This is a genomic window from Vibrio sp. NH-UV-68, assembly GCF_042940635.1.
In the GTDB taxonomy this organism is placed as follows: Bacteria; Pseudomonadota; Gammaproteobacteria; order Enterobacterales; family Vibrionaceae; genus Vibrio; species Vibrio pacinii.
This window is the reverse complement of record NZ_CP134976.1, coordinates 1377072-1398512: the sequence shown is the minus strand read 5'-3', so window position 1 is coordinate 1398512 and position 21441 is coordinate 1377072. Positions and strand designations below refer to the sequence as shown.

18 protein-coding genes are annotated in these 21441 nt (G+C 42.4%); 13 read left to right on the top strand and 5 right to left on the bottom strand.

Annotated elements, in window-relative coordinates; translation table 11 throughout:
- Window positions 1-98: 98 nt before the first annotated feature.
- Window positions 99-1210, bottom strand: a protein-coding gene (locus tag ViNHUV68_RS20595) for an IS3 family transposase (RefSeq protein ID WP_391090223.1) whose coding sequence is annotated in 2 segments (ribosomal slippage) — window positions 99-958 and window positions 958-1210 — 1113 coding nt in all. Because the reading frame shifts where the segments join, the coding sequence is not laid out codon by codon here.
- Between the two features lie 679 nt (window positions 1211-1889).
- Between ViNHUV68_RS20595 and ViNHUV68_RS20590 the strand changes: the two genes are divergently transcribed.
- Both ViNHUV68_RS20590 and ViNHUV68_RS20585 read left to right on the top strand, forming a co-directional pair.
- Window positions 1890-2474, top strand: a complete 585-nt coding sequence (locus ViNHUV68_RS20590; RefSeq protein ID WP_391091069.1) for a hypothetical protein — start codon at window positions 1890-1892, stop codon at window positions 2472-2474.
- Window positions 2475-2637: 163 nt separating this feature from the next.
- Window positions 2638-3438 carry a hypothetical protein gene (locus ViNHUV68_RS20585; RefSeq protein WP_391091067.1) on the top strand — a complete coding sequence of 267 codons (801 nt, stop codon included), beginning with the start codon at window positions 2638-2640 and terminating at the stop codon, window positions 3436-3438.
- 199 nt (window positions 3439-3637) lie between these two features.
- Here ViNHUV68_RS20585 and ViNHUV68_RS20580 read toward each other — a convergent pair whose 3' ends face one another.
- Window positions 3638-4114, bottom strand: coding sequence for a redoxin family protein (locus ViNHUV68_RS20580; protein WP_391091065.1), 477 nt, complete (start codon window positions 4112-4114; stop codon window positions 3638-3640).
- An 849-nt stretch (window positions 4115-4963) separates the two neighbouring features.
- On the opposite strand from ViNHUV68_RS20580, the gene ViNHUV68_RS20575 reads away from it, so the two are divergent.
- The 5 genes from ViNHUV68_RS20575 to ViNHUV68_RS20555 all read left to right on the top strand — a co-directional run bounded on the left by ViNHUV68_RS20575 (window position 4964) and on the right by ViNHUV68_RS20555 (window position 11101).
- Entirely contained in the window at window positions 4964-5359 is a 396-nt protein-coding gene (locus ViNHUV68_RS20575) for a GFA family protein (RefSeq protein WP_391091063.1), read from the top strand.
- Between the two features lie 167 nt (window positions 5360-5526).
- The gene (locus ViNHUV68_RS20570) at window positions 5527-5838 is read left to right on the top strand and encodes a hypothetical protein (RefSeq protein WP_391091061.1); all 312 of its coding nucleotides are present in this window, start codon (window positions 5527-5529) and stop codon (window positions 5836-5838) included.
- A 758-nt stretch (window positions 5839-6596) separates the two neighbouring features.
- On the top strand, window positions 6597-7208 hold the full coding sequence (locus ViNHUV68_RS20565) for a LysE family transporter (protein WP_391091059.1): 612 nt from the start codon (window positions 6597-6599) through the stop codon (window positions 7206-7208).
- A gap of 2613 nt (window positions 7209-9821) precedes the next feature.
- The gene (locus ViNHUV68_RS20560) at window positions 9822-10175 is read left to right on the top strand and encodes a hypothetical protein (protein ID WP_157631197.1); all 354 of its coding nucleotides are present in this window, start codon (window positions 9822-9824) and stop codon (window positions 10173-10175) included.
- A gap of 710 nt (window positions 10176-10885) precedes the next feature.
- On the top strand, window positions 10886-11101 hold the full coding sequence (locus ViNHUV68_RS20555) for a TIGR02450 family Trp-rich protein (RefSeq protein WP_261926619.1): 216 nt from the start codon (window positions 10886-10888) through the stop codon (window positions 11099-11101).
- 1104 nt (window positions 11102-12205) lie between these two features.
- On the opposite strand, the gene ViNHUV68_RS20550 is transcribed toward ViNHUV68_RS20555, so the two are convergent.
- On the bottom strand, window positions 12206-12598 hold the full coding sequence (locus ViNHUV68_RS20550; RefSeq protein WP_391091057.1) for a hypothetical protein: 393 nt from the start codon (window positions 12596-12598) through the stop codon (window positions 12206-12208).
- Window positions 12599-13247: 649 nt separating this feature from the next.
- Here ViNHUV68_RS20550 and ViNHUV68_RS20545 point away from each other — a divergent pair.
- The 3 genes from ViNHUV68_RS20545 to ViNHUV68_RS20535 all read left to right on the top strand — a co-directional run bounded on the left by ViNHUV68_RS20545 (window position 13248) and on the right by ViNHUV68_RS20535 (window position 14893).
- Window positions 13248-13664, top strand: a complete 417-nt coding sequence (locus ViNHUV68_RS20545) for a GFA family protein (protein WP_391091055.1) — start codon at window positions 13248-13250, stop codon at window positions 13662-13664.
- A 181-nt stretch (window positions 13665-13845) separates the two neighbouring features.
- Entirely contained in the window at window positions 13846-14193 is a 348-nt protein-coding gene (locus tag ViNHUV68_RS20540) for a DUF3024 domain-containing protein (protein WP_172533690.1), read from the top strand.
- Window positions 14150-14893: a hypothetical protein gene (locus ViNHUV68_RS20535; RefSeq protein ID WP_391091053.1), complete on the top strand. Its 744-nt coding sequence runs from the start codon at window positions 14150-14152 to the stop codon at window positions 14891-14893. Before ViNHUV68_RS20540 ends, ViNHUV68_RS20535 begins: the two co-directional genes overlap by 44 nt.
- Window positions 14894-16097: 1204 nt before the next feature.
- On the opposite strand, the gene ViNHUV68_RS20530 is transcribed toward ViNHUV68_RS20535, so the two are convergent.
- Together ViNHUV68_RS20530 and ViNHUV68_RS20525 are read right to left on the bottom strand one after the other, a co-directional pair.
- Window positions 16098-16478, bottom strand: a complete 381-nt coding sequence (locus tag ViNHUV68_RS20530) for a hypothetical protein (protein ID WP_245834758.1) — start codon at window positions 16476-16478, stop codon at window positions 16098-16100.
- Between the two features lie 3 nt (window positions 16479-16481).
- A complete protein-coding gene (locus tag ViNHUV68_RS20525; protein ID WP_391091050.1) occupies window positions 16482-17744 on the bottom strand; it encodes a hypothetical protein in 1263 nt (420 codons plus the stop codon).
- 900 nt (window positions 17745-18644) lie between these two features.
- Here ViNHUV68_RS20525 and ViNHUV68_RS20520 point away from each other — a divergent pair.
- The 3 genes from ViNHUV68_RS20520 (at window position 18645) to ViNHUV68_RS20510 (ending at window position 21333) form a co-directional block, all read left to right on the top strand.
- Complete coding sequence (locus ViNHUV68_RS20520) at window positions 18645-19148, top strand: DUF4236 domain-containing protein (protein WP_391091048.1); 504 nt, start codon at window positions 18645-18647, stop codon at window positions 19146-19148.
- A gap of 720 nt (window positions 19149-19868) precedes the next feature.
- Window positions 19869-20267 (top strand): GFA family protein, encoded by a 399-nt coding sequence (locus tag ViNHUV68_RS20515; RefSeq protein ID WP_100754564.1) that lies wholly within the window; start codon window positions 19869-19871, stop codon window positions 20265-20267.
- Window positions 20268-21006: 739 nt separating this feature from the next.
- The gene (locus ViNHUV68_RS20510) at window positions 21007-21333 is read left to right on the top strand and encodes a hypothetical protein (protein WP_391091046.1); all 327 of its coding nucleotides are present in this window, start codon (window positions 21007-21009) and stop codon (window positions 21331-21333) included.
- The last annotated feature ends 108 nt before the right edge of the window (window positions 21334-21441 follow it).

Sequence of the window (21441 nt, the reverse complement as noted above, 5' to 3'; positions counted from 1 at the left end):
ATTTGCGGGCCAAGTGTCTCAGTATTAGAGAAGTAAACCAAGGTAAATTAGTGTTGAACCTTTAAAAACGCACCTAACAAACTGTAACCCTCCCTGTTTTAGTGGCACTCTAAATTAGAGTTTTTCCTACTTTCATGCCTTGCTAAATACTCCCAAGGAGTCAGATCATCGAGTGAATCATGAGGGCGTTCATCGTTGTATTCCTTCATCCATTTTTCTGTCAGGTCTCGGACTTCGCTCAAGGTTTTGAACACGTACATGTTGAGTATTTCTGTCCGATAAGTTCGGTTAAATCGCTCTATATAGGAGTTCTCCGTTGGTTTGCCTGGGCGAATAAATTCCAGTTCAACTGCGTTTTCTTCAGCCCATTCAGCCAGAGTGGTCGAGATAAATTCAGGGCCATTATCCATGCGCAGCTTACTGGGGTACCCTCGCCAGGCAATAATGCGTTCTAGCACCCTTATAATGCGTGGTGCAGGCAGATTGAGATCTACTTCAATCGCTAGCACCTCACGGTTGAAATCGTCCACGACATTGAACGTACGAAAGCGTCTGCCGCAGAGCAATGCGTCACTCATGAAATCGATAGACCAGCAACTGTTGATCGACTCTGGGCATACCAGTGGCGCTGGATTTCGTTTAGGTAGGCGCTTTTTGCCCTTGCGCCGTAGGTTTAGCTTGAGCGAACAGTACACTCGATGGACTCGTTTATGATTCCATCGGTGTCCCCAGCGCCTAAGTACTTTAAATAATTTGCTAAAACCGTATGCAGGGTACCGCTCTACTGCCTCTTGCAATTTAGCGATAACCTCATCATCTCGATGAGGCTCTGGTCGGTAGCGATAGACTGAGTCGCTAATGCCAACTACGCGGCAGGCCATTCGCAAACTGACCTGATAGTGTTTGCGAGCGTAATCGACGAGCTCGCGTTTAACCGCTGGCCTTACAGCTTTTTTTCCAGGATATCTTTAACGATACGGTGCTCGAGGCTGAGGTCTGCAAACATTTGCTTGAGCCTCCGATTCTCATCCTCGAGCTCTTTGAGCCGTTTAACATCTGACGCTTCCATACCACCATACTTGGACTTCCAGTTGTAGTATGTCGCATCAGAGATGCCATATTCACGACAGACTTCGTTAACCTTTCGTCCTGCTTCGACTTCCTTCAGGATCTTTACGATTTGCGTTTCTGTGTAGCGTGATTTTTTCATCATGCGTTCTCCGTTTGTTTCAGTGTAAACGGAAAAACTCTAATAGCTAATGACCAGTTTTTTGGGGAGGGTTACAAAACAATTCAAGCTGATTCGCAACGCTCGGCGCTTTCGGTTTCAATTGGTTTGGTGATTACGGTGCAGTGTTTTAGTCAGGTAGTAGCGTTGCTCACAACTTAATTGGGCGTTAGTTGCCAGCGGGAAAACGCAGCTAAAATAGCAAGCTTAGGGCTAATAAATTGTGTAGTTTTGCTCGGTTGTGTTTCTTGGTATGGTTTGCTGAGTTTGCGTTCAAATTTTAATGTTGTGGTTTTGTTTTGCCGTTTCAGACGCTAATTTACACGTTGAAAGTCAGCTTTGTGACATTGTTTTTTCAAAAGGTTTATTGGGTGCTTTTAGTCAGTTTTCTACGACGTTGTAAGTTCCAAGTGGTTTCAGTGACAGGCGCTTTGAAACTGCGCCTGATTTAAGCTTTTCAAAGCACTCAAAAACGGTGTTGGCAAAGTGGAACTGAACGGGAAATCAAAGGTGTAGAATGGCAACTAACAAGGCGTTTAAGGCAGATTCGCAACGCTAAGCATTTCCGGTTTGCTTTGAATTTAGTGTTTACGGCACAATGGTTTAGGCTGGGTGGCATGTTGCTCACTACTTAACGCGGCGTTAGGAATAAGGAGTATTCATGAAGCGCATTACAATCGTTCTTTTGGCATTATTAGCCATAACAGGATGTACTTCCGCACTGTGGGAGCCTCCTACCTTTACAGAAAAGGTGACTGGCTACTATGTTGTTCCGGACAAGGATCTACTGATCATTGGTGGTGATAGATATAGTTATATTTTCAATATCTCTAAAGACTTCAAAGATATTCTATCTGCAAGTCATGAATTCGATTTTCAGCCAAAGTACGATTACTTTAAAATTAATGATAATAATACGGTAACTGGGGTGCTCAAGTTGATCACGGATGTTGCCAGTGATTCATCAGAAGCAAAAATTCTTTTGGGGTTAGGTTTTACAAAAGCATCAAACGGGCTTGCATATAAAACTCGACTGTCAGGCAAGTTGTATCAGATCGAAGGTGAGCTCCAGGTTACTCCCTTCGATAAGGAACAACTTATTATAGTGGAGGAGCCTGAAGGTGGAATTTCAAAAGTAGGGAAAATTGTAGTTACCCCTGTTGCCGTCACAGCAGATGCCATTGCAGTTGTTTCTGTATTGTCATTGCTGACAGTCGGTTATTATTCAGCGATCGTCTCAGAATAATTCCTAACAAAGCGTTTAAGACAGATTCGCAACGCTCGGCATTTTCAGTTCAAGTTGAGTTTTGTGTTTACGGTGTAATGGTTTAGGTTAGGTTGAGGCGTCGCTCACTACTTAACGCGGCGTTATATTCAATCAGCATTGCTCGACTTTTTAGAGAATTTGGATGAAAACAAGACATTACATCAACATCCACAATGGTAAGTTAATTGGCTTCAAGCCTGAAGATGTGGAAAACTGGCGCATGCTCACGCCAGATGAATTTGAAAGCATTCGGGTAGCTCCAGAAAGTTTTGTAGAAAAGCAAGCAGGGAAGTTCAGTTTTGAATTTGATACGGAGTTTTTCACAATCCGTAGAAACCTTATGTTTGCATCTACAGTTTCGTTGCTGTTATTTTTTGTCAAACCATCATCGAATGGTGTGTATGACGTCAATATTGGTATTCTAAAAGGTTCAATCGATAACCCTATTTATCTATATGCTTTCGCGATTACAGCGCTATTATATTACGTTGCACTTTTAGTCAGTCATTGTAGGAATTTAACTGTTTCACGATACTCTCAGATTAAAGCGGAATATATTTCGGCTCTATCCGAGTCAAAGGCACGGGTAACGTATATGAAAGCTTACTTGGCAACAAATGGCGCATTGCCTACACCAGATAAACTTACTTTTTCGCAAAAGCGCCAACATGCTATCAGCGTAATTATTCCGAAATTCAATATAGCTAAGCACCGAATGGAAATGCTTGGATTTGAGGTTTTAATTAACCACGATGTATGTGAGTTGGTATACCACTCTCGTCGAAATCTATCTCAACTCGAGCTAGAGGTTTTACGTAGCTCCTTGGATCTCTATTGGCGGGCAGGTATATCTAAGTTTGTGACTGTCGTGGTGCCGATTTTATACGCCGCGTTAGTGCTTATTCTTCAGGTCCAAAATGTAGTTGGAATGGTTGGTGACTAACGTGAAAATTGAATATAACAATCAATTTAAGAGGGATTCACAACGCTTGGCACTTTTGCTTCTACTCCAAATTTAGTGTTTATGGCACAATGCTTTAGGTTTGGGTGGAGGCGTTGCTCACCCCTTAATTGGGCGTTATGTGAATTCACAGAAAAACGGTTCAGAATAGACTACTCTGAACCGTTGTTGTTCTTGAAGATTACTTGAGTGCAGCTAGAATAGTCTCGGCTTTGCTAGCTTCAAATTGTTTTGGCTCCTCGACATTTAGCTGTGTAATCACGCCATTTTCGATAACCATTGCATAGCGCTGTGAACGAATTCCGCCGAAAGTCGCCGTATCCATTTCAAGCCCCAAAGATTTTGTAAAGCTGGCATCGCCATCGGTTAACATCATAATTTCTGTGGCATTTTGTGCCTCACCCCAAGCTTGCATTACAAAAGCATCGTTAACTGAAACACAAGCAATGAGATCGATACCTGTTGCCTTAATTTCGTCAGCGAGTACAACGTAACCAGGCAGATGGGCCTCTGAGCAAGTTGGTGTAAATGCTCCGGGTACAGCGAAGAGTACAACTCGCTTGTTTGCAAAAAGCTCGTCAGTGCTATGGTTTACCATTCCTTCGTTACCTAGTTCACTAAGGGTAGCGGTTGGTAATGTTTGGCCTATCTGGATCATGTCTGTATTCCTTGTTTTATTTGACTTGAACAGTGTAGCGGTCAAAGTAAGAGCGGACCACCCATAGAAAATAAGGTTATAATGTTGCAGTCGGAAAATACACATAACAAAGCGTTTAAGGGTGATTCCAAACGTTTGCCGGTTTCGCTTCGCTCAAGTGTGGCAAACGCTTGTCACACCTTAACGCAGCGTTATGTTTACTTGTATTTCAGTGGCTTAAAACTTCTTCGATCTATGTTCTTTGTCCCTTTAGCCATTCGTTCGAGTTACTTCAGCAAATCCGCATTGTCGGCCTAAATTCTTGAATTTCTTAGCCCGTAAAACATGCCAATATTCGTGGGTTGCTTCATTTTCAGGTCGTGGCGGTTGGCTTTAAATGTCATTGGCTCTAAGTCGCTTTCTGCGTATTTGCCAAGTAGCATGTTGGCTTGGCAGTTGCCTCGGCAATTTACCATTGTTCTGCGCTGTGGTTGGAAAGAGAGGGCGCTTGTTGAACCTTTGTCGGGTTGCCTCATTGGGCAGGGAAGTGGACTTACGCGCTTTGTGTTTCGTGCCTTTGGCGGCCATATCAGTTTGAGCGTGTGACTGACTTCTTGAAACGTGGTCAACAAAGCAATTCTTTGCCAAATAAATCAGTCATTTGTGGTAAAACATAACAAACAATTCAAGCTGATTCGCAACGCTCGGCGCTTTCGGTTTCAATTGGTTTGGTGATTACGGTGCAGTGTTTTAGTCAGGTAGCAGCGTTGCTCACAACTTAATTGGGCGTTATGCATAATTGAAACTGTACATATATACAGCTAATGCTATTATCTTGTTAAACAATCTGTGTTTATAAAAGGGATCAAGATGATTAAAGGAAGCTGTTGTTGTAACTCGGTTCAATTCGAATTAGCTGAAAAGCCAAGTCTGATGGGAATGTGCCATTGTAGTCGTTGTCGTAAAGTTGGTGCGAGTTCATTAGTTTTTGTTAAGTCTGATAAGTTTAAGATAACTACAGGTCGAGATAAAATAGCTACGTTTAAAGCTCAGCCACCATATGAATACGACAGATGTTTTTGTTCAGTTTGTGGGACTTCTCTTGGTGAGGTTCTATCTGAAATGGATTCGTTTCCAATTAATGCTAATTGCTTAGATACTGAGTTTGAAATAGAAAATCAATTTCATGAGTTTGTTTCGGAAAAGCCACACTGGTTCAAAATTGGAGACCGCGCAAAACAATTTCCTAAACATCCACACGAATAGGAGAGATCATGCATAACAAAGCGTTTAAGAGGGATTCTCAACGCTTGGCATTATTAGTTTGAATCGGCTTAAGTGATTACGGCACAATGACTTAGTTTGGGTGGCATAGCGTTGTTCACCCCTTAACGCGGCGTTAGGGGCTGTCGATATTTGTAAGGAAGAGTAGATTGAAAATTCAGTTTGGCGTCGTCTTAGTTTCAGTCATTGCTATGGTTACTTCTATAGCCGCTAATGAGTTAGATTTTTCTCAGTTTAAAGGTAAAGCTTACGATATGGTGAAAAATGAATTTTTTGCCAAAGGCTGGGAACTCTCCCCCAAGCAAGAAGGCGAAGCCTCTTTCAGTAAGCAATACCCCGAGGTTACATGTGGTTCGGGTTCAATGGCTATATGTTCTGTTGGTTTTCATAGCAAGCAGCACTCAGTGGCTTTTGTTGTCATAGAATCTGGCGGTGAACTAATTGTTTCTGAGGAATACTGAGCCTGCCCCTAACAAAGCGTTTAAGAGTGATTCCAAACGCTTGCCGGTTTCGCTTCGCTCACAGTATGGCAAGCGCTTGTCACACCTTAACGCAGCGTTATGTTTACTTGTATTTCAGTGGCTTAAAGTTTCTTCGATCTACTTTCTTTGTCCCTTGGACAGTTCGTTCGAGTACTTCAGCAAATCAGCATTATCGGTCTAAGTTCATGAATCACTCAGCCCGTAAAACATGCCAATATTCGTGGGTTGCTTCATTTTCAGGTCGTGGAGGTTGGATTTAAATATCACTGTCTTTAAGACGCTTTGAGTGTATTTGCCAAGTAGCATGTTGGCTTGGCAGTTGCCTCGGCAATTTGCCATTGTTCTGCGCTGTGGTTGGAAAGAGAGGGCGCTTGTTGAACCTTTGTCGGGTTGCCTCATTGGGCAGGGAAGTGGACTTACGCGCTTTGTGTTTCGTGCATCTGGCGGCCACGTCAGTTTGAGCGTGTGACTGACTTCTTGAAATGCGGTCAACAAAGCAGTTCTTTGCCAAATAAATCAGTCATTTGTGGTAAAACATAACAAACAATTCAAGCAGACCCTCAACGCTTAGCACTTTTGGTTTGCGTTGAATTTCGTGTTTACGGTGTTATGCGGAAAGTCAGTCAGTGCGTTTCGGGCTACTTAATTGGGCGTTAGGCTACCTACCGAAAACTTGATTAATCTTTGAGCTGCCCCCATATGTGTTTTATACGGAATACCCTAGTAAGGAATACTATATGGACTACCTATTTGCTGTTGTTTTGTTCGCAGTTTCGTCGTCAGTGACACCTGGTCCGAACAATATAATGGTAATGACCTCAGGTCTGAATTTTGGAATCAGGAAAAGCCTACCTCTTCTAACAGGTATTTGTGTTGGTTTCACAGTGATGCTTTTGCTCGTAGGTTTGGGGTTCTCGCAGTTATTTGAAATATTTCCTCATCTTCATTTCATCATTAAATGTATCGGTGTTTTGTACTTACTATACTTGGCATACCTCATCGCGAGCTCAGTTGAAGATGTAGAGTCAGGCAAACCAAGTAGGCCATTTTCATTCATGAAAGGAGCATTGTTTCAGTGGGTCAATGCCAAAGCATGGGTTGTCGCAACAGGTGCCCTCGCAGCTTTTACAACGGTAGGTGCTAACTTCTTTAGTCAAAACGTTATGATTGCTTTGACGTTCTTTGTTGTTTCCTTTCCATGTGTGGGGGTGTGGTTGGTATTTGGTTCTTTATTAAAGACTGCCCTGAATAGTTCAAGAAGCCGGATCATATTTAATTTCACCATGTCAGGCTTGTTAGTTTTATCTGTTGTTCCCGTCGTTGTGGAAATCGCAGAAAAGTTAGCCTAACAAAGCGTTTAAGAGTGATTCCAAACGCTTGCCGGTTTCGCTTCGCTCACAGTATGGCAAGCGCTTGTCACACCTTAACGCAGCGTTATGTTTACTTGTATTTCAGTGGCTTAAATCTTCTTCGATCTATGTTCTTTGTCTCTTTGGCCATTCGTTCGAGTTTCTTCAGCAAATCTACATTGTCGGCCTAAATCCTTGAATTTCTCAGCCCGTAAAACATGCCAATATTCGTGGGTTGCTTCATTTGCAGGTCGTGGTGGCTGGTTTTAAGTTTCACTGGCTCTAAGGCGCTTTCAGCGTATTTGCCAAGTAGCATGTCGGCTTGGCAGTTGCCTCGGCAATTTGCCATTGTTCTGCGCTGTGTTTGGAAAGAGAGGGCGCTTGTTGAGGCGAAGTTGGGTTGCCTCATTGGGCAGGGAAGTGGACTTACGCGCTTGGTGTTTCGTGCATTTGGCGGCCAAGTGAGTGTGAGCTTGTGATTCACTTCTTGAAATGTGGTCAACAAAGCAGTTCTTTGCCAAATAAATCAGTCATTTGTGGTAAAACATAACAAACAATTCAAGCAGATTCGCAACGCTTGACGAATTTACTATGCGTTGGCTTTTGTGTTTTAAGTGGTTTGCAGCGGCTTGGTCAGTGCGTTACTCACTACTTAATTGGGCGTTAGTTGCCAGTGAAAAAAAACGCAGCTAAATCAGAAAACTTACGGCAAATGAATTGTGCAATTTTGGTCGGTTTTGTGCCTAGGCGTGGCTTGCTGAAATTATGTTCGATTTTTAATGTTGTGGTTTTGTTTTTGCCGTTTCAGATGCTAATTTACACGTTGAAAGTGAGCTTTGTGACATTGCCTTTCCAAAAGGTCTTTTTGGTGCTTTCAGTCAGTTTTCTACGGCGTTGCTAATTCCAAGTGGTTTCAGTGACAGGCGCTTTAAAACTGCGCCTGATTTGAGTTTTTCAAAGCGCTCAAAAACGGTGTTGGCAAAGTGGAAATGGACTGGAAATCAAAGGTGTAGAATGGCAACTAACAAAGCGTTTAAGGCAGATTCGCAACGCTAGGCATTTTCAGTTTGCTTTGAATTTAGTGTTTACGGCACAATGGTTAAGGTTGGGTGGCAGTGTTGCTCACTACTTAACGCGGCGTTAGTTGCCAGCGGTAAAAACGAAGCTAAGGCAGAAAATTTAGGGCTTATGAATCGTGCAATTTTGCTCTGTTTTGTGCCTGAGTGTGTGGTTTGCTGAAATTGTGTTCAATGTTCAATGTTCAATGTTGTTACTTTGTTTTGCCGTTTCAGACGCGAATGTATTCGTTGAAAGTCAGCTTTGTGACATTGTCTTTCCAAAAGGTTTATTGGGTGTTTTTGGTCAGCTTTCTGCGACGTTGTAAGTTCCAAGTGGTTTCAGTGACAGGCGCTTTGAAACTGCGCCTGATTTGAGTTTTTCAAAGCGCTCAAAAATGGTGTTGGCAAAGTGGAAATGACTGGAAATCAAAGGTGTAGAATGGCAACTAACAAGGCGTTTAAGGCAGATTCGCAACGCTAAGCATTTTTGGTTTTCTTTGCATTTAGTGTTTATGGCACAATGGTTTAGGTTAGGTGGCGATGTTGCTCACTACTTAACGCGGCGTTAGTTGCCAGCGGTAAAAACGTAGCTCAATCGAAAAACTTAGGGCTAATGAATTGTGCAAATTTGCTCAGTTTTGTGTCTGGGTGTGGTGTGCTGAAGTTGCGTTCGATTTTTAATATTGTGGTTTTATTTTGCCGTTTCAGACGCGAATGTACTTGTTGAAAATCAGCTTTGTGACATTGTCTTTCCAAAAGGTCTTTTTGATGCTTTTAGGCAGTTTTCTACGGCGTTGTAAGTTCCAAGTGGTTTCAGTAACAGTTGCTTTGAAACTGCGCCTGATTTGAGTTTTTCAAAGCGCTCAAAAACGGTGTTGGCAAAGTGGAAATGAACTGGAAATCAAAGGGTTAGATGGCAACTAACAAAGCGTTTAAGGCAGATTCGCAACGCTAGGCATTTTCAGTTTGCTTTGAATTTAGTGTTTACGGCACAATGGTTTAGGTTAGGTGGCAATGTTGCTCACTACTTAACGCGGCGTTAGTTGCCAGTGGTAAAAACGCAGCTAAAGCAGAAAGTTTAAGGCTAATGAATTGTGCAAATTTGCTCAGTTTTGTGTCTAGGTGTTGTGTGCTGAAGTTGCGTTCGATTTTTAATATTGTGGCTTTGTTTTGCCGTTTCAGACGCGAATGTACTCGTTGAAAATCAGCTTTGTGACATTGTCTTTCCAAAAGGTCTTTTTGGTGCTTTTAGTCAGTTTTCTACGGCGTTGCTAATTCCAAGTGGTTTCAGTGACAGGCGCTTTAAAACTGCGCCTGATTTGAGTTTTTCAACACGCTCAAAAAGGGTGTTGGCAAAGTGGAAATAAACTGGAAATCAAAGGTGTAGAATGGCAACTAACAAAGCGTTTAAGGCAGATTCGCAACGCTTAGCATTTTCGGTTTGCTTTGAATTTCGTGTTTACGGCACAATGGTTTAGGTTAGGTGGTAATGTTGCTCACTACTTAACGCAGCGTTATACGAGTAGGTTTATTCACATTATTAAGGAGTGAAAAATTGGAAGCATTTATATATTTTGGCGTTTCAGTATTAGCCGGTATGATTACAGCGCTCGGCTGCGCTTTAAAAAAGTTGCTTGGGGATAACAAAGATCAATTAAATTTTCCTGATGCTGAAGTACTTAATGATGACGTCACTAAGAAAAGGGTGGTCTGGTTGTTTGTATGGGTTTTGCAGGGCATAGTCGGTGGATTTATTGTTTCTTTGCTTTTTGCTGACTCTGTGTTCAACGGTACAACTAATCAAGGTTGGGTATGGGCTCTGGCATTCGCTTCAGGCTCGGTATCTTGGTTGAATTTCAAAGCATCTTTGTCTGCTATCAAAGACCTAATATCGGGCTTCCTAAAGTAATCGTATAACAATGCGTTTAAGACGGATTCCCAACGCTCGGCATTTTCAGCTTACTTTGGGTTAAGTGTTAATGTCACAATGGTTTAGGCAGGGTGGTTGGCGTTGCTCACCACTTAACGCGGCGTTAGTTGCCAACGAGGAAAACGCAGCTTAAACAGAATGTTTAGAGTTAAAGTCAGTGTGTTTTTGGTGGGGTTTCGTACTTCAATTTTAAATCGTTCGGGTCTGTGAAAATCGTTTTCAGGTTTCTTTTGTGGTTGGATTTTCTGTTTCAGAAACCGATTTATTTGTTGAAAGTCAGCTCGGTGACATTGTCTGTCTAAAAGAGCTTTTTGGTGTTGTTGGTTTGTTTTCTGAGGCGCTTTGAGTTCCAAGTGGTTTCAGTGACAGTCGCTTTGAAACTACGCCTGATTTTAGTTTTTCAAAACACATAAAAACAGTGTCGGCAAAGCTGTAATAAACTCCAAATCCTAGTCTTGGGCTTGGCAACTAACAAAGCGTTTAAGGCAGATTCGCAACGCTAAGCATTTTCGGTTTGCTTTGAATTTAGTGTTGACGGCACAATGGTTTAGGTTAGGTGGTAATGTTGCTCACTACTTAACGCAGCGTTAGGTGTTCTCTTTGTCGACGTTCAAATTACTGAACTTGAGTCTTAAAAGTTTCGTAAAACTGGTTGTTTTCAAATACAGACAAAACGTTATGGAGTTGGTATGAACCGAATTAATCCTGCTAAATTACAAAATAGTAAATGGACAGCAGTAAAGCCGACAAATCGAGAAAAGCATTTCTTGGTATCAGAAATGGCGTTCGACGAGGATGGTTCTGTTATTTCGTGTAAATTAGAAGCAGTACTTTCCAAGAACGAGTATTCAATAGATTGGACAGACTTGAAAAGCCAAGAGAAGTGGATTCAAGGTTGGAAATAATGTCCCTTTAGGCAACACACCTAACAAAGCGTTTAAGGCAGATTCGCAACGCTTAGCATTTTCAGTTTGATTCAACTTTAGTGTTTACGGCACAATGGTTTAGGTTAGGTGGCAATGTTGCTCACTACTTAACGCGGCGTTAGTTGCCAGTGAGAAAAACGCAGCTAAGGCAGAAAATTTAGGGCTAATGAATCGTGCAATTGTGCTCAGATTTGTCTCTATGATCTAGTTTGCTGAAGTTGCGGTCGATTTTTTAATATTGTGGCTTTGTTTTGCCGTTTCAGGCGCTAACTTACTCGTTGAAAGTCAGCTTTGTGGCATTGTCTTTCCAAAAGGTTTATTGGGTATTTTTGGCCAGTTTTCTGTGACGTTGTAAGTTCCAAGTGGTTTCAGTGACAGGCGCTTTGAAACTGCGCCTGATTTGAGTTTTTCAAAGCGCTCAAAAACGGTGTTGGCAAAGTGGAAATGGACTGGAAATCAAAGGTGTAGAATGGCAACTAACAAAGCGTTTAAGGCAGATTCGCAACGTTGGGCATTTTTGGTTTTCTTTGAATTTAGTGTTTATGGCACAATGGTTTAGGTTAGGTGGCAATGTTGCTCACTACTTAACGCGGCGTTAGTTGCCAGCGGAAAAACGCAGCTAAAGCAGAAAAATTAAGGCAAATGAATTGTGCAATTGTGCTCGGTTTTGTATCTGAGTGTGGTTTGCTGAAGTTGCGTTCGATTTTTAATATTGTGGTTTTGTTTTGCCGTTTCAGACGCGAATGTACTCGTTGAAAGTGAGCTTTGTGACATTGCCTTTCCAAAAGGTTTTTTTGATGCTTTTAGGCAGTTTTCTACGGCGTTGTAAGTTCCAAGTGGTTTCAGTGACAGGCGCTTTGAAGCTGCGCCTGATTTGAGCGTTTCAAAGCGCTCAAAAACGGTGTTGGCAAAGTGGAAATGAACTGGAAATCAGAGGTTTAGAATGGCAACTAACAAAGCGTTTAAGGCAGATTCGCAACGCTCAGCATTTTTGGTTTTCTTTGCATTTAGTGTTTATGGCACAATGGGTTAGGTTAGGTGGCAGTGTTGCTCACTACTTAACGCGGCGTTATGTCGCAGGGGTTATCTGTAGCTTTCAGGGAGCAATGAATGCCCTTTTTTCTCAGCTAAATAGGTCAATGCATCGATTACTCGAATTGGTGTTAATAGGTTCTCGTCGGTGCAGCCATCTAGCTCAAATGAAATGTAGAGCTTACTGGATTCAATCTTTAAGAATAAGTTTCCATGTGGTGCTCTATCTTGAGTTATCGCAAAGACGCCAATTCCTAGGAAATGTGAACTTTTAAGGTTATCAGTTGCGTAAATGTCGCACTTCAGTTTGTGGGTTAATGTGAGAAAATCGAGAAGCAAATTTATTTGTTCATCTGAAACATGATCGAGTGCATTTATATGCGGTTGTTTGCAAAATCGCTCTAAATAGCTAATCATCTGATCAATATCGTTGTTAAATGGCATCTTCGAGCTCTCAGCGCTTTAAGGGTGGCGATTGTAACGTAGAGACAGCGACATAACAAAGCGTTTAAGAGTGATTCCAAACGCTTGCCGGTTTCGCTTCGCTCACAGTATGGCAAGCGCTTGTCACACCTTAACGCAGCGTTAGTTGCCAGCGGAAAAAACGCAGCTAAATCAGAAAAATTAAGGCTAATGAATTGTGCAGTTTTATTCAGTTTTGTGTCTGAGGTAGTTTGCTAGAGTTGCGTTCGACTATTTTATGTTGTGGTTTTATTTTGCCGTTTCAGACGCGAATGTATTCGTTGAAATTTAGCTTTGTGGCATTGTCTTTCCAAAAGGTCTTTTTGGTGCTTTTAGTCAGTTTTCTACGGCGTTGCTAATTCCAAGTTGTTTCAGTAACAGGCGCTTTGAAACTGCGCCTGACTTGAGTTTTTCAAAGCGCTTAAAAACGGTGTTGGCAAAGTGGAAATGAATTGGAAATCAGAGGTTTAGAATGGCAACTAACAAGGCGTTTAAGGCAGATTCGCAACGCTAAGCATTTTCGGTTTGCTTTGAATTTAGTGTCTACGGCACAATGGTTTAGGTTAGGTGGCAGTGTTGCTCACTACTTAACGCGGCGTTATATGTTTTTATCAATTTAGGAGTTATTTCAATGTCTTATTCTGAGGCTAGCTGCCTTTGTGGTTCCGTAAAAATTACGGTAGAAAACATCAATCCCAAGTTTACAGTTTGTCATTGTCAATCGTGCCGAACTTGGGGTGGGGCTCCTTTCTTTGCGGTGAAATGTGGCACTCAAGTGAAACTAGAGGGTGAAGATAAAGTAAAAATGTACAAGTCATCTTCTTGGGCCTCACGAGGCTTCTGTACAGAGTGTGGAACGCATCTTTTTTATAAATTCAAAGAAACAGGTGAGTACAATATGCCGGTAGGTTTATTTCCAAACCTAGAAGGGTTAGAAATGGATATGCAATATTTTAGTGACATGCGCCCGAGCTATTATTGCTTTGCCAACGAAACTAAGGAAATGACTACAGAAGAGATCATGGCCTACTTTGCGGACAAGGTGTAACCAAACATATAACAAAGCGTTTAAGGGTGATTCCAAACGCTTGCCGGTTTCGCTTCGCTCACAGTATGGCAAGCGCTTGTCACACCTTAACGCAGCGTTATGTACTTTCTCGAAAATTAACCTAGCCAACATATGAAATTAGGTCGTAAACTTAGTTTAATTAAAGGGTTAGGTGATAGATATGGCATTTTCAGAAATTGAGCAACAGCGTTACAGAAAGGCAGTGGAGAAGTACCTCGATTCTTGTCGACCACCAGAAGAGATACGTAACCAACTTGATATCGGGTATAGGTTAGAGGGGCAGGTTATTGAAATCTTCGAGATACGTCCTAAGTGGAATGATCCATCCGAAAAAATGGAGTGCCCAGTAGCCAAGATCAAATATTATAAGTCGCGTGACGCTTGGAAAATCTACTGGATGAAATCCGACCAAAAATGGCATTCGTATGAGCCAATTCCAGAGATTCAACTCCTAGAAGCTTTCTTTGAAATATTGGAAGACGATACTTACGGTTGTTTCTGGGGCTAGATTCAACCACGTACATAACAAGGCGTTTAAGAGTGATTCCAAACGCTTGCCGGTTTCGCTTCGCTCAAGTGTGGCAAACGCTTGTCACACCTTAACGCAGCGTTATGCCAATGGCGAAAAAACAGAGTTAGGAGTAATGATGGAAGAAAAGCATTGGTTAGATGTCGTTGCTGCAATAGGTAGTATAGCCACTCCAATAATTGTTCTTGTTGTATCTTCAATAGGGTGGAAAATTAAACAAAATATTGAACGTAAAATCGAACTAGAAAATAAGCTTCGAGATGACCGCATCGAAATATACAACGAAATATTGGAGCCATTTATTATCCTCTTGATGTCTGATGCTGCGTGGGAAATGGACAAGCGAAACAAAGGAAAAAATAAGTCTGATGTTGGCACTGCAAAGATGCTTACTTTGGAATACAGACGTTTAGGCTTTAAGCTTGCTTTAATGGCAAACGATGAAGTTGTCAAAGCGTATAACGATATGATGCAGTATTTGTATAACATGAGCGAAAATGGACAGCCAGAGAACTTTCTGAAAGATATGATGAAGCTGCTGGGTACCTTTTTGGTGGAAATACGTAAAAGCATGGGTAACGAGGCAACTAAGCTCGATTACTGGGATATGTGTGAGTGGTGGATGTCTGATACTCGTAAAGTAAAAAATGGAACATACAAACCCGAAAAATTGGCATAACAAACTGTTTAAGAGGGATTCACAACGCGTGGCATTTTTACTGTGCGTTGATTTAAGTGATTAAGGTGGTATGCAGAAGCTTTGGTATTGCGTTGTTCACCCCTTAACAGGGCGTTAGTTGCCAGCGGTAAACGCAGCTAAATCAGAATGTTTAGGGCTAATGAATCGTGTGATTTTGCTCGGTTTTGTACTTTGGTGTAGCTTGCTAGAATTGCGTTCGATTTTTAATATTGTGGCTTTGTTTTGCCGTTTCAGACGCGAATGTAATCGTTGAAAATCAGCTTTGTGACATTGTCTTTCCAAAAGGTCTTTTTGGTGCTTTTAGTCAGTTTTCTACGGCGTTGCTAATTCCAAGTGGTTTCAGTGACAGGCGCTTTGAAACTGCGCCTGACTTGAGTTTTTCAACGCGCTCAAAAACGGTGTTGGCAAAGTGGAAATAAATGGGAAATCAAAGGTTTAGAATGGCAACTAACAAAGCGTTTAAGGCAGATTCGCAACGCTAGGCATTTTTGGTTTTCTTTGAATTTAGTGTTTATGGCACAATGGTTTAGGTCAGGTGGTGATGTTGCTCACTACTTAACGCGGCGTTATGCGACTAAGCAAAAAATCTTCTCTATCTCTCTTTGTCGCTCTCTCTAGCCATCGGTTTTTCGGTGTCGGCAATTCAGCATTGCCGGCCCAAGTTCTTGAATCACTCAGGCCGTAAAACATGCCAAATTTCGCGGGTTGCCTCATTGGTTTTCGGAGTTGGTTGGTGGTGAATTTGGCTGGCTCAAAGCGCTGTAAGAGCAAGTTTATTGAAGGCTCATCTTCGCTGTCTGTTCTCCGCGTTGAGTTTCGCGAAGCAAAAGCGGAGTCACTAGCTGAAATTCACCATTAGTCACTTGTTGGAATTGAAGCTGTAACATAGTGACTTCGGGTGTTCAGTGAATCACAAATAGTACTTGGTTTGTTTGAGGTTTTTCGTATCTGAGGTAATCTTCACCTGCCAAACTTGGCTTATGCAGTTGAATTCGCATAACAAACAATTCAAGCAGACCCTCAACGCTCAGCACTTTTGGTTTGCGTCGGGTTTGGTGTTGCCGAATTATGCGGAAAGTGAGTCAGGGCGTTTCGGGCTACTTAATTGGGCGTTATGAGCTAAAGGTGGGAAGCTGTTGTATTGAGCTAGCTGTATTAGTCCAGCTAGCATCAGAAAAACAAGTTAAGCAATTATTCCGAGTGCTTTTGCAACCCCTCCTAGTACTATGACTGCAAGCCAACTCCAAAAGCCCAATGAATTGGCCCACATAAATAGTTTGAATTTGGTAGAATTCGTAGTGGCTCGGTGTCGAATGAGTGGGTAAGCTATACAGTAGTTCATAAACCTAGACATGATGCTGTAAGACAACATATTTTGGTAATCTGAATGTAGTTTGTTTACGTCTTTTGCTAACTGCTTATCGAGCCATACTATTCGTGCGGGTTCTCCTAAAGATAATACAGCTCCAAAAAACACACCTGGAATTGACCAGATGAGGGCGTAACCACCAAAAAATGCGGCGGGGATCATTATCATCAATTCCCACCAAACTGCTGACGACATAATTTACTCCACAATCCACTCGTATATCGAATATGCAATATCACCGGTTTCTTTGCCAGCCGTAGTACCTAAGACTCCTCCCGCCACTCCTCCTACGACAAATGCACTAATAGATGCAATGGCAATTACAGGGGCCGAAGCTGTACCTAGAACTAGTAGCATACCACCCGCAGCCCATGTGGCAGCTTGTGAGCCTAAGTATGCTCCCCCGATAAATCCTGCTATTTCTCTGCTAGTTGTTTGTCCACAGTTGCCGGAGCTATCTACATTACATGCTTCATAAATGTTTTTTACGCCGCTAGCGACTCCTAGGCCTAAACCAATATAACCAACTCCTTTGGCTGCTGAGATTCCAACGGATACATTAGCAATTCGTTTACCTAAGTTTTTCACAAAGCCTGATTTTAATATTTCATCTGCGTTGTGTATAACGGATTTAGTCGACAGTTTCAGGTTTCGCTTTACTTGCGTATACATAGGCAACTGTACAGTGCGTTTGGACAGCCCTGCAAATGAACCATCGAGCTTTTTGAATAACTCTGCGCGTTGAGATATGAATTCACCATAATTCACGCCTCCGGTTCGGCTAGCCATAGCGACTTGACCTGCATATAAATCGTTAATCTCTAGGAGAACACCATTAATATTTTTTAAATGTTGCTCAACACCAGCGGTAGCCATACCAACGCCTAAGGAAGCGTAAGCGTAATAATCACTCGGTAATCCCTCGCTGGCTAATGTAGATAGTGTCTCATTTGCGTAGTGGTCAAAAAGCTCTAAGTGTCGACTGACCATCGACACGTGCTCATCGCTAAGTTTGCCCAGCTCTTCACTGGCTGCTGTCGCTTCTTCCTTTAGCTCTGCTAAAGCTTTCTCGTCTTGGGGACTTGAGGGTTCGGCAGTCGGAACAATGATGATTTCGCCCTGTCTGACGGGGTTATTTAGGTGGACGTTGCATTGTTTGATATACCGTTTTTGTGCATTGGTTGTTTCGGCAGTAAACAGTTCTTCCCAGACTTGTTCGATTGGTTTGTTTTGTGAGTTTTGCGTCCATCCAAGTAAGAACTGGTTCTGCTTCTCGGCTTGTACTTTTGCCCAGTCTTTTTCTGCTTCTGCGTGCCGTTCCTGGCGTTGTCGTTCGATTTTTTCTTTAGTGGTTTCTTTAGGCGCAACTTGCTCAGGAGTGGAACTTACAGATGCAAATCTCGAGCCCGAAGTAAAGTTTTTACTAATTGCGGCTTTTATAGCAGCGTTGCTAGCTTGCATTTTACGCTCGTTTTCGCATGAGGCGCAGGTACAGGTATTAGAGTCTTTCCAAAATGGACAGCGGTAATCTCGTTGTTTTATCATCGTAAGCTGAAGTTTAGGCGTTTTAATGTGGTGACAATATCATTAAAAGTTCACAGGTAAAAATTTGCCCAATACGTGGTATGGTTATCCCCTTTAACACGCTCATAACAAAGCGTTTAAGAATGATTCCAAACGCTTGCCGGTTTCGCTTCGCTCACAGTATGGCAAGCGCTTGTCACACCTTAACGCAGCGTTATGTTTACTTGTATTTCAGTGGCTTAAAGTTTCTTCGATCTATGTTCTTTGTCCCTTTGGCAGTTCGTCCGAGTTACTTCAGCAAATCCGCATTGTCGGCCTAAATTCTTGAATCTCTCAACCTATAAAACATGCCAATATTCGTGGGTTGCTTCATTTTCAGATCGTGGCGGTTGGCTTTAAATGTCATTGGCTCTAAGTCGCTTTCTGCGTATTTGCCAAGTAGCATGTTGGCTTGGCAGTTGCCTCGGCAATTTGCCATTGTTTTGCGCTTTGGTTGGAAAGAGAGGGCGCTTGTTGAACGTTTGTCGGGTTGCCTCATTGGGCAGGGAAGTGGACTTACGCGTTTTGTGTTTCGTGCCTTTGGCGGCCAAGTGAGTTTGAGCTTGTGATTCACTTCTTGAAATGCGGTCAAGAATGCAGTTCTTTGCCAAATAAATCAGTCATTTGTGGTAAAACATAACAAACAATTCAAGCAGACCCTCAACGCTTAGCACTTTTGGTTTGCGTCGGGTTTCTTGTTTACGGCGTCATGCGGATGGTGAGCCAGTGCGTTTCGGGCTACTTAATTGGGCGTTATGGCTCACACGATGTTCAAGGTTCGTCTGTATAGAGGAAATTATGGGATTCAAATTTCGAAAACGTATAAAAATTGCACCAGGGCTTCATGTTAACCTTAGTAAAAGTGGTGTTAGTACCTCAATCGGAAAGCCAGGTGCCACAGTAAACATTGGCAAAAAGGGTGTGAAAGCGACGGTAGGAATTCCCGGTTCCGGTCTGTCATATAGTCAGAATCTAACGAGTAGCGGCAGTCCGAAGGAAGTTTTGTCAAACACTGGTAAGGGCAGTTCCTTACTAGGCAAAACGTTACTAATCATTATAGCTTTCTTGTTAGTAGCCAACTTTTTTGGTTCTCCTTCAGAATCAGTTAATTCGTTCAGTACGATTGAAGCTAAAAGTTTACGTGTAAGAGCGGAACCAACGACTAATTCAAAGATAATCAATCAATTGGTAGCTGGAGACAAGGTTAAAGTTATGCAAACAAGTGGTGGCTGGGTACTTATTGAAGGTCATGGGGTTAAAGGTTGGGTTGCTGCAGAGTACCTTTCAAGTCCAGAGCCATAACAAACAATTTAAGAGGGATTCCCAACGCTTGGCATTTTTGCTTCTACTTCAAATTTAGTGTTTACGGTACAATGCGTTAGGTTGGGTGGTAGCGTTGCTCACCCCTTAATTGGGCGTTATGTTTACTTGTATTTCAGTGGCTTAAAGCTTCTTAGATCTATGTTCTTTGTCCCTTTGGCTATTCGTTCGAGTTGCCTCAGCAAATCTACATTGTCGGCCTAAATTCTTGAATTTCTCAGCCCGTAAAACATGCCAATATTCGTGGGTTGCTTCATTTGCAGGTCGTGGTGGCTGGTTTTAAGTTTCACTGGCTTTAAGGCGCTTTCAGCGTATTTGCCAAGTAGCATGTTGGCTTGGCAGTTGCCTCGGCAATTTGCCATTGTTCTGCGCTGTGGTTGGAAAGAGAGGGCGCTTGTTGAACGTTTGTCGGGTTGCCTCATTGGGCAGGGAAGTGGACTTACGCGCTTTGTGTTTCGTGCATTTGGTGGCCACATCAGTTTGAGCGTGTGACTGACTTCTTGAAACGTGGTCAAGAATGCAGTTCTTTGCCAAATAAATCAGTCAGTTGTGGTAAAACATAACAAACAATTCAAGCAGACCCTCAACGCTTAGCACTTTTGGTTTACGTTGAAATTCGTGTTTACGGTGTCATGCGGAAAGTGAGCGAGAGCGTTTCGGGCTACTTAATTGGGCGTTATGAAGCAGAAGGAAATATCAACTATGATCAAACAAGTTGGAAATACGGAAATCAAGGAAAATCATCAAGCTTCATGTCATTGTGGTGCTGTTGTGTTAGAGCTGTATTTGCCAAACGGCATCGAGAAACCTAGGCGTTGTGACTGCTCAATTTGCCGAAGAAAAGGTGCAATAGTTGGTTCAGTCCCGTTATCTAATATCAAAATCCTAAAAGGTGAATCTGAATTAAAGTTGTATCAATTTAACACTGGTACAGCTAAACATTACTTTTGTTCAAACTGTGGTATTTATACCCACCATCAAAGACGATCAGACCCAACTGAATATGGGTATAATATTGGTTGCCTTGAGGGAGTAAACCCATACGACCTAGGTACAATTGAAGTCATGGACGGCATAAATCACCCAGCCGATAGAAAGTGAATTTTAGTCAATCACGCGCTTGTAACTGCTTCATAACAAAGCGTTTAAGAGTGATTCCAAACGCTTGCCGGTTTCGCTTCGCTCAAGTATGGCAAGCGCTTGTCACACCTTAACGCAGCGTTATGTTTACTTGTATTTCAGTGGCTTAAAGATTCTTCGAACTCTGTTCTTTGTCCCTTTGGCAGTTCGTCCGAGTTGCCTCAGCAAATCCGCATTGTCGGCCGAAATTCGTGAATTTCTCAGCCCGTAAAACATGCCAATATTCGTGGGTTGCTTCATTTTCAGGTCGTGGATGCTGGTTTTAAGTTTCACTGGCTTTAAGGCGCTTTTAGCGTATTTGCTAAGTAGCATGTCGGCTTGGCAGTTGCCTCGGCAATTTGCCATTGTTCTGCGCTTTGGTTGGAAAGAGAGGGCGCTTGTTGAGGCCAAGTCGGGTTGCCTCATTGGGCAGGGAAGTGGATTTACGCGCTTTGTGTTTCGTGCCTTTGGCGGCCAAGTGAGTTGGGGCGTGTGACTAACTTCTTGAAACGTGGTCAACAAAGCAGTTCTTTGCCAAATAAATCAGTCAGTTGTGGTAAAACATAACAAACAATTCAAGCAGACCCTCAACGCTTAGCACTTTTGGTTTGCGTTGAATTTCGTGTTTACGGTGTCATGCGGAAAGTCAGCCAGTGCGTTTCGGGCTACTTAATTGGGCGTTATGCTCTATGCTGGAAAATGGAACTTTATGGAGGTTGTCATGAGTATCAAAGAGTCTGATTGGAAAGTCTTTTGCGAAATCAAAAATGAAGCAATTCAGTTGTATTGCACGAGACAACTGAACGAAGTTATTGAAACTATTACTGACGAGTCAGAACTGGCAGGAGAAAGGTTTCATTTTATGTGTCAGTATTCCAAAACGTCAGAAAAGCAGATGAAGCTTATCTTTGATGGTCATTCTCGTAATAAGGCATTTATTCAGCTCATGCTAATGTGTGAAGAAAATTTGGTTGCACCAGAGCAATTCGAACGCCTCTCGGATGAGTTCAAAAAAGACATTACGTCAATGCTGGAAAGACGAGCATAACAAAGCGTTTAAGACGGATTCACAACGCTTAGCATTTTCAGTTTGATTCAACTTTAGTGTTTACGGCGCAATGGTTTAGGTTGGGTGGTCGCGTTGTTCACCACTTAA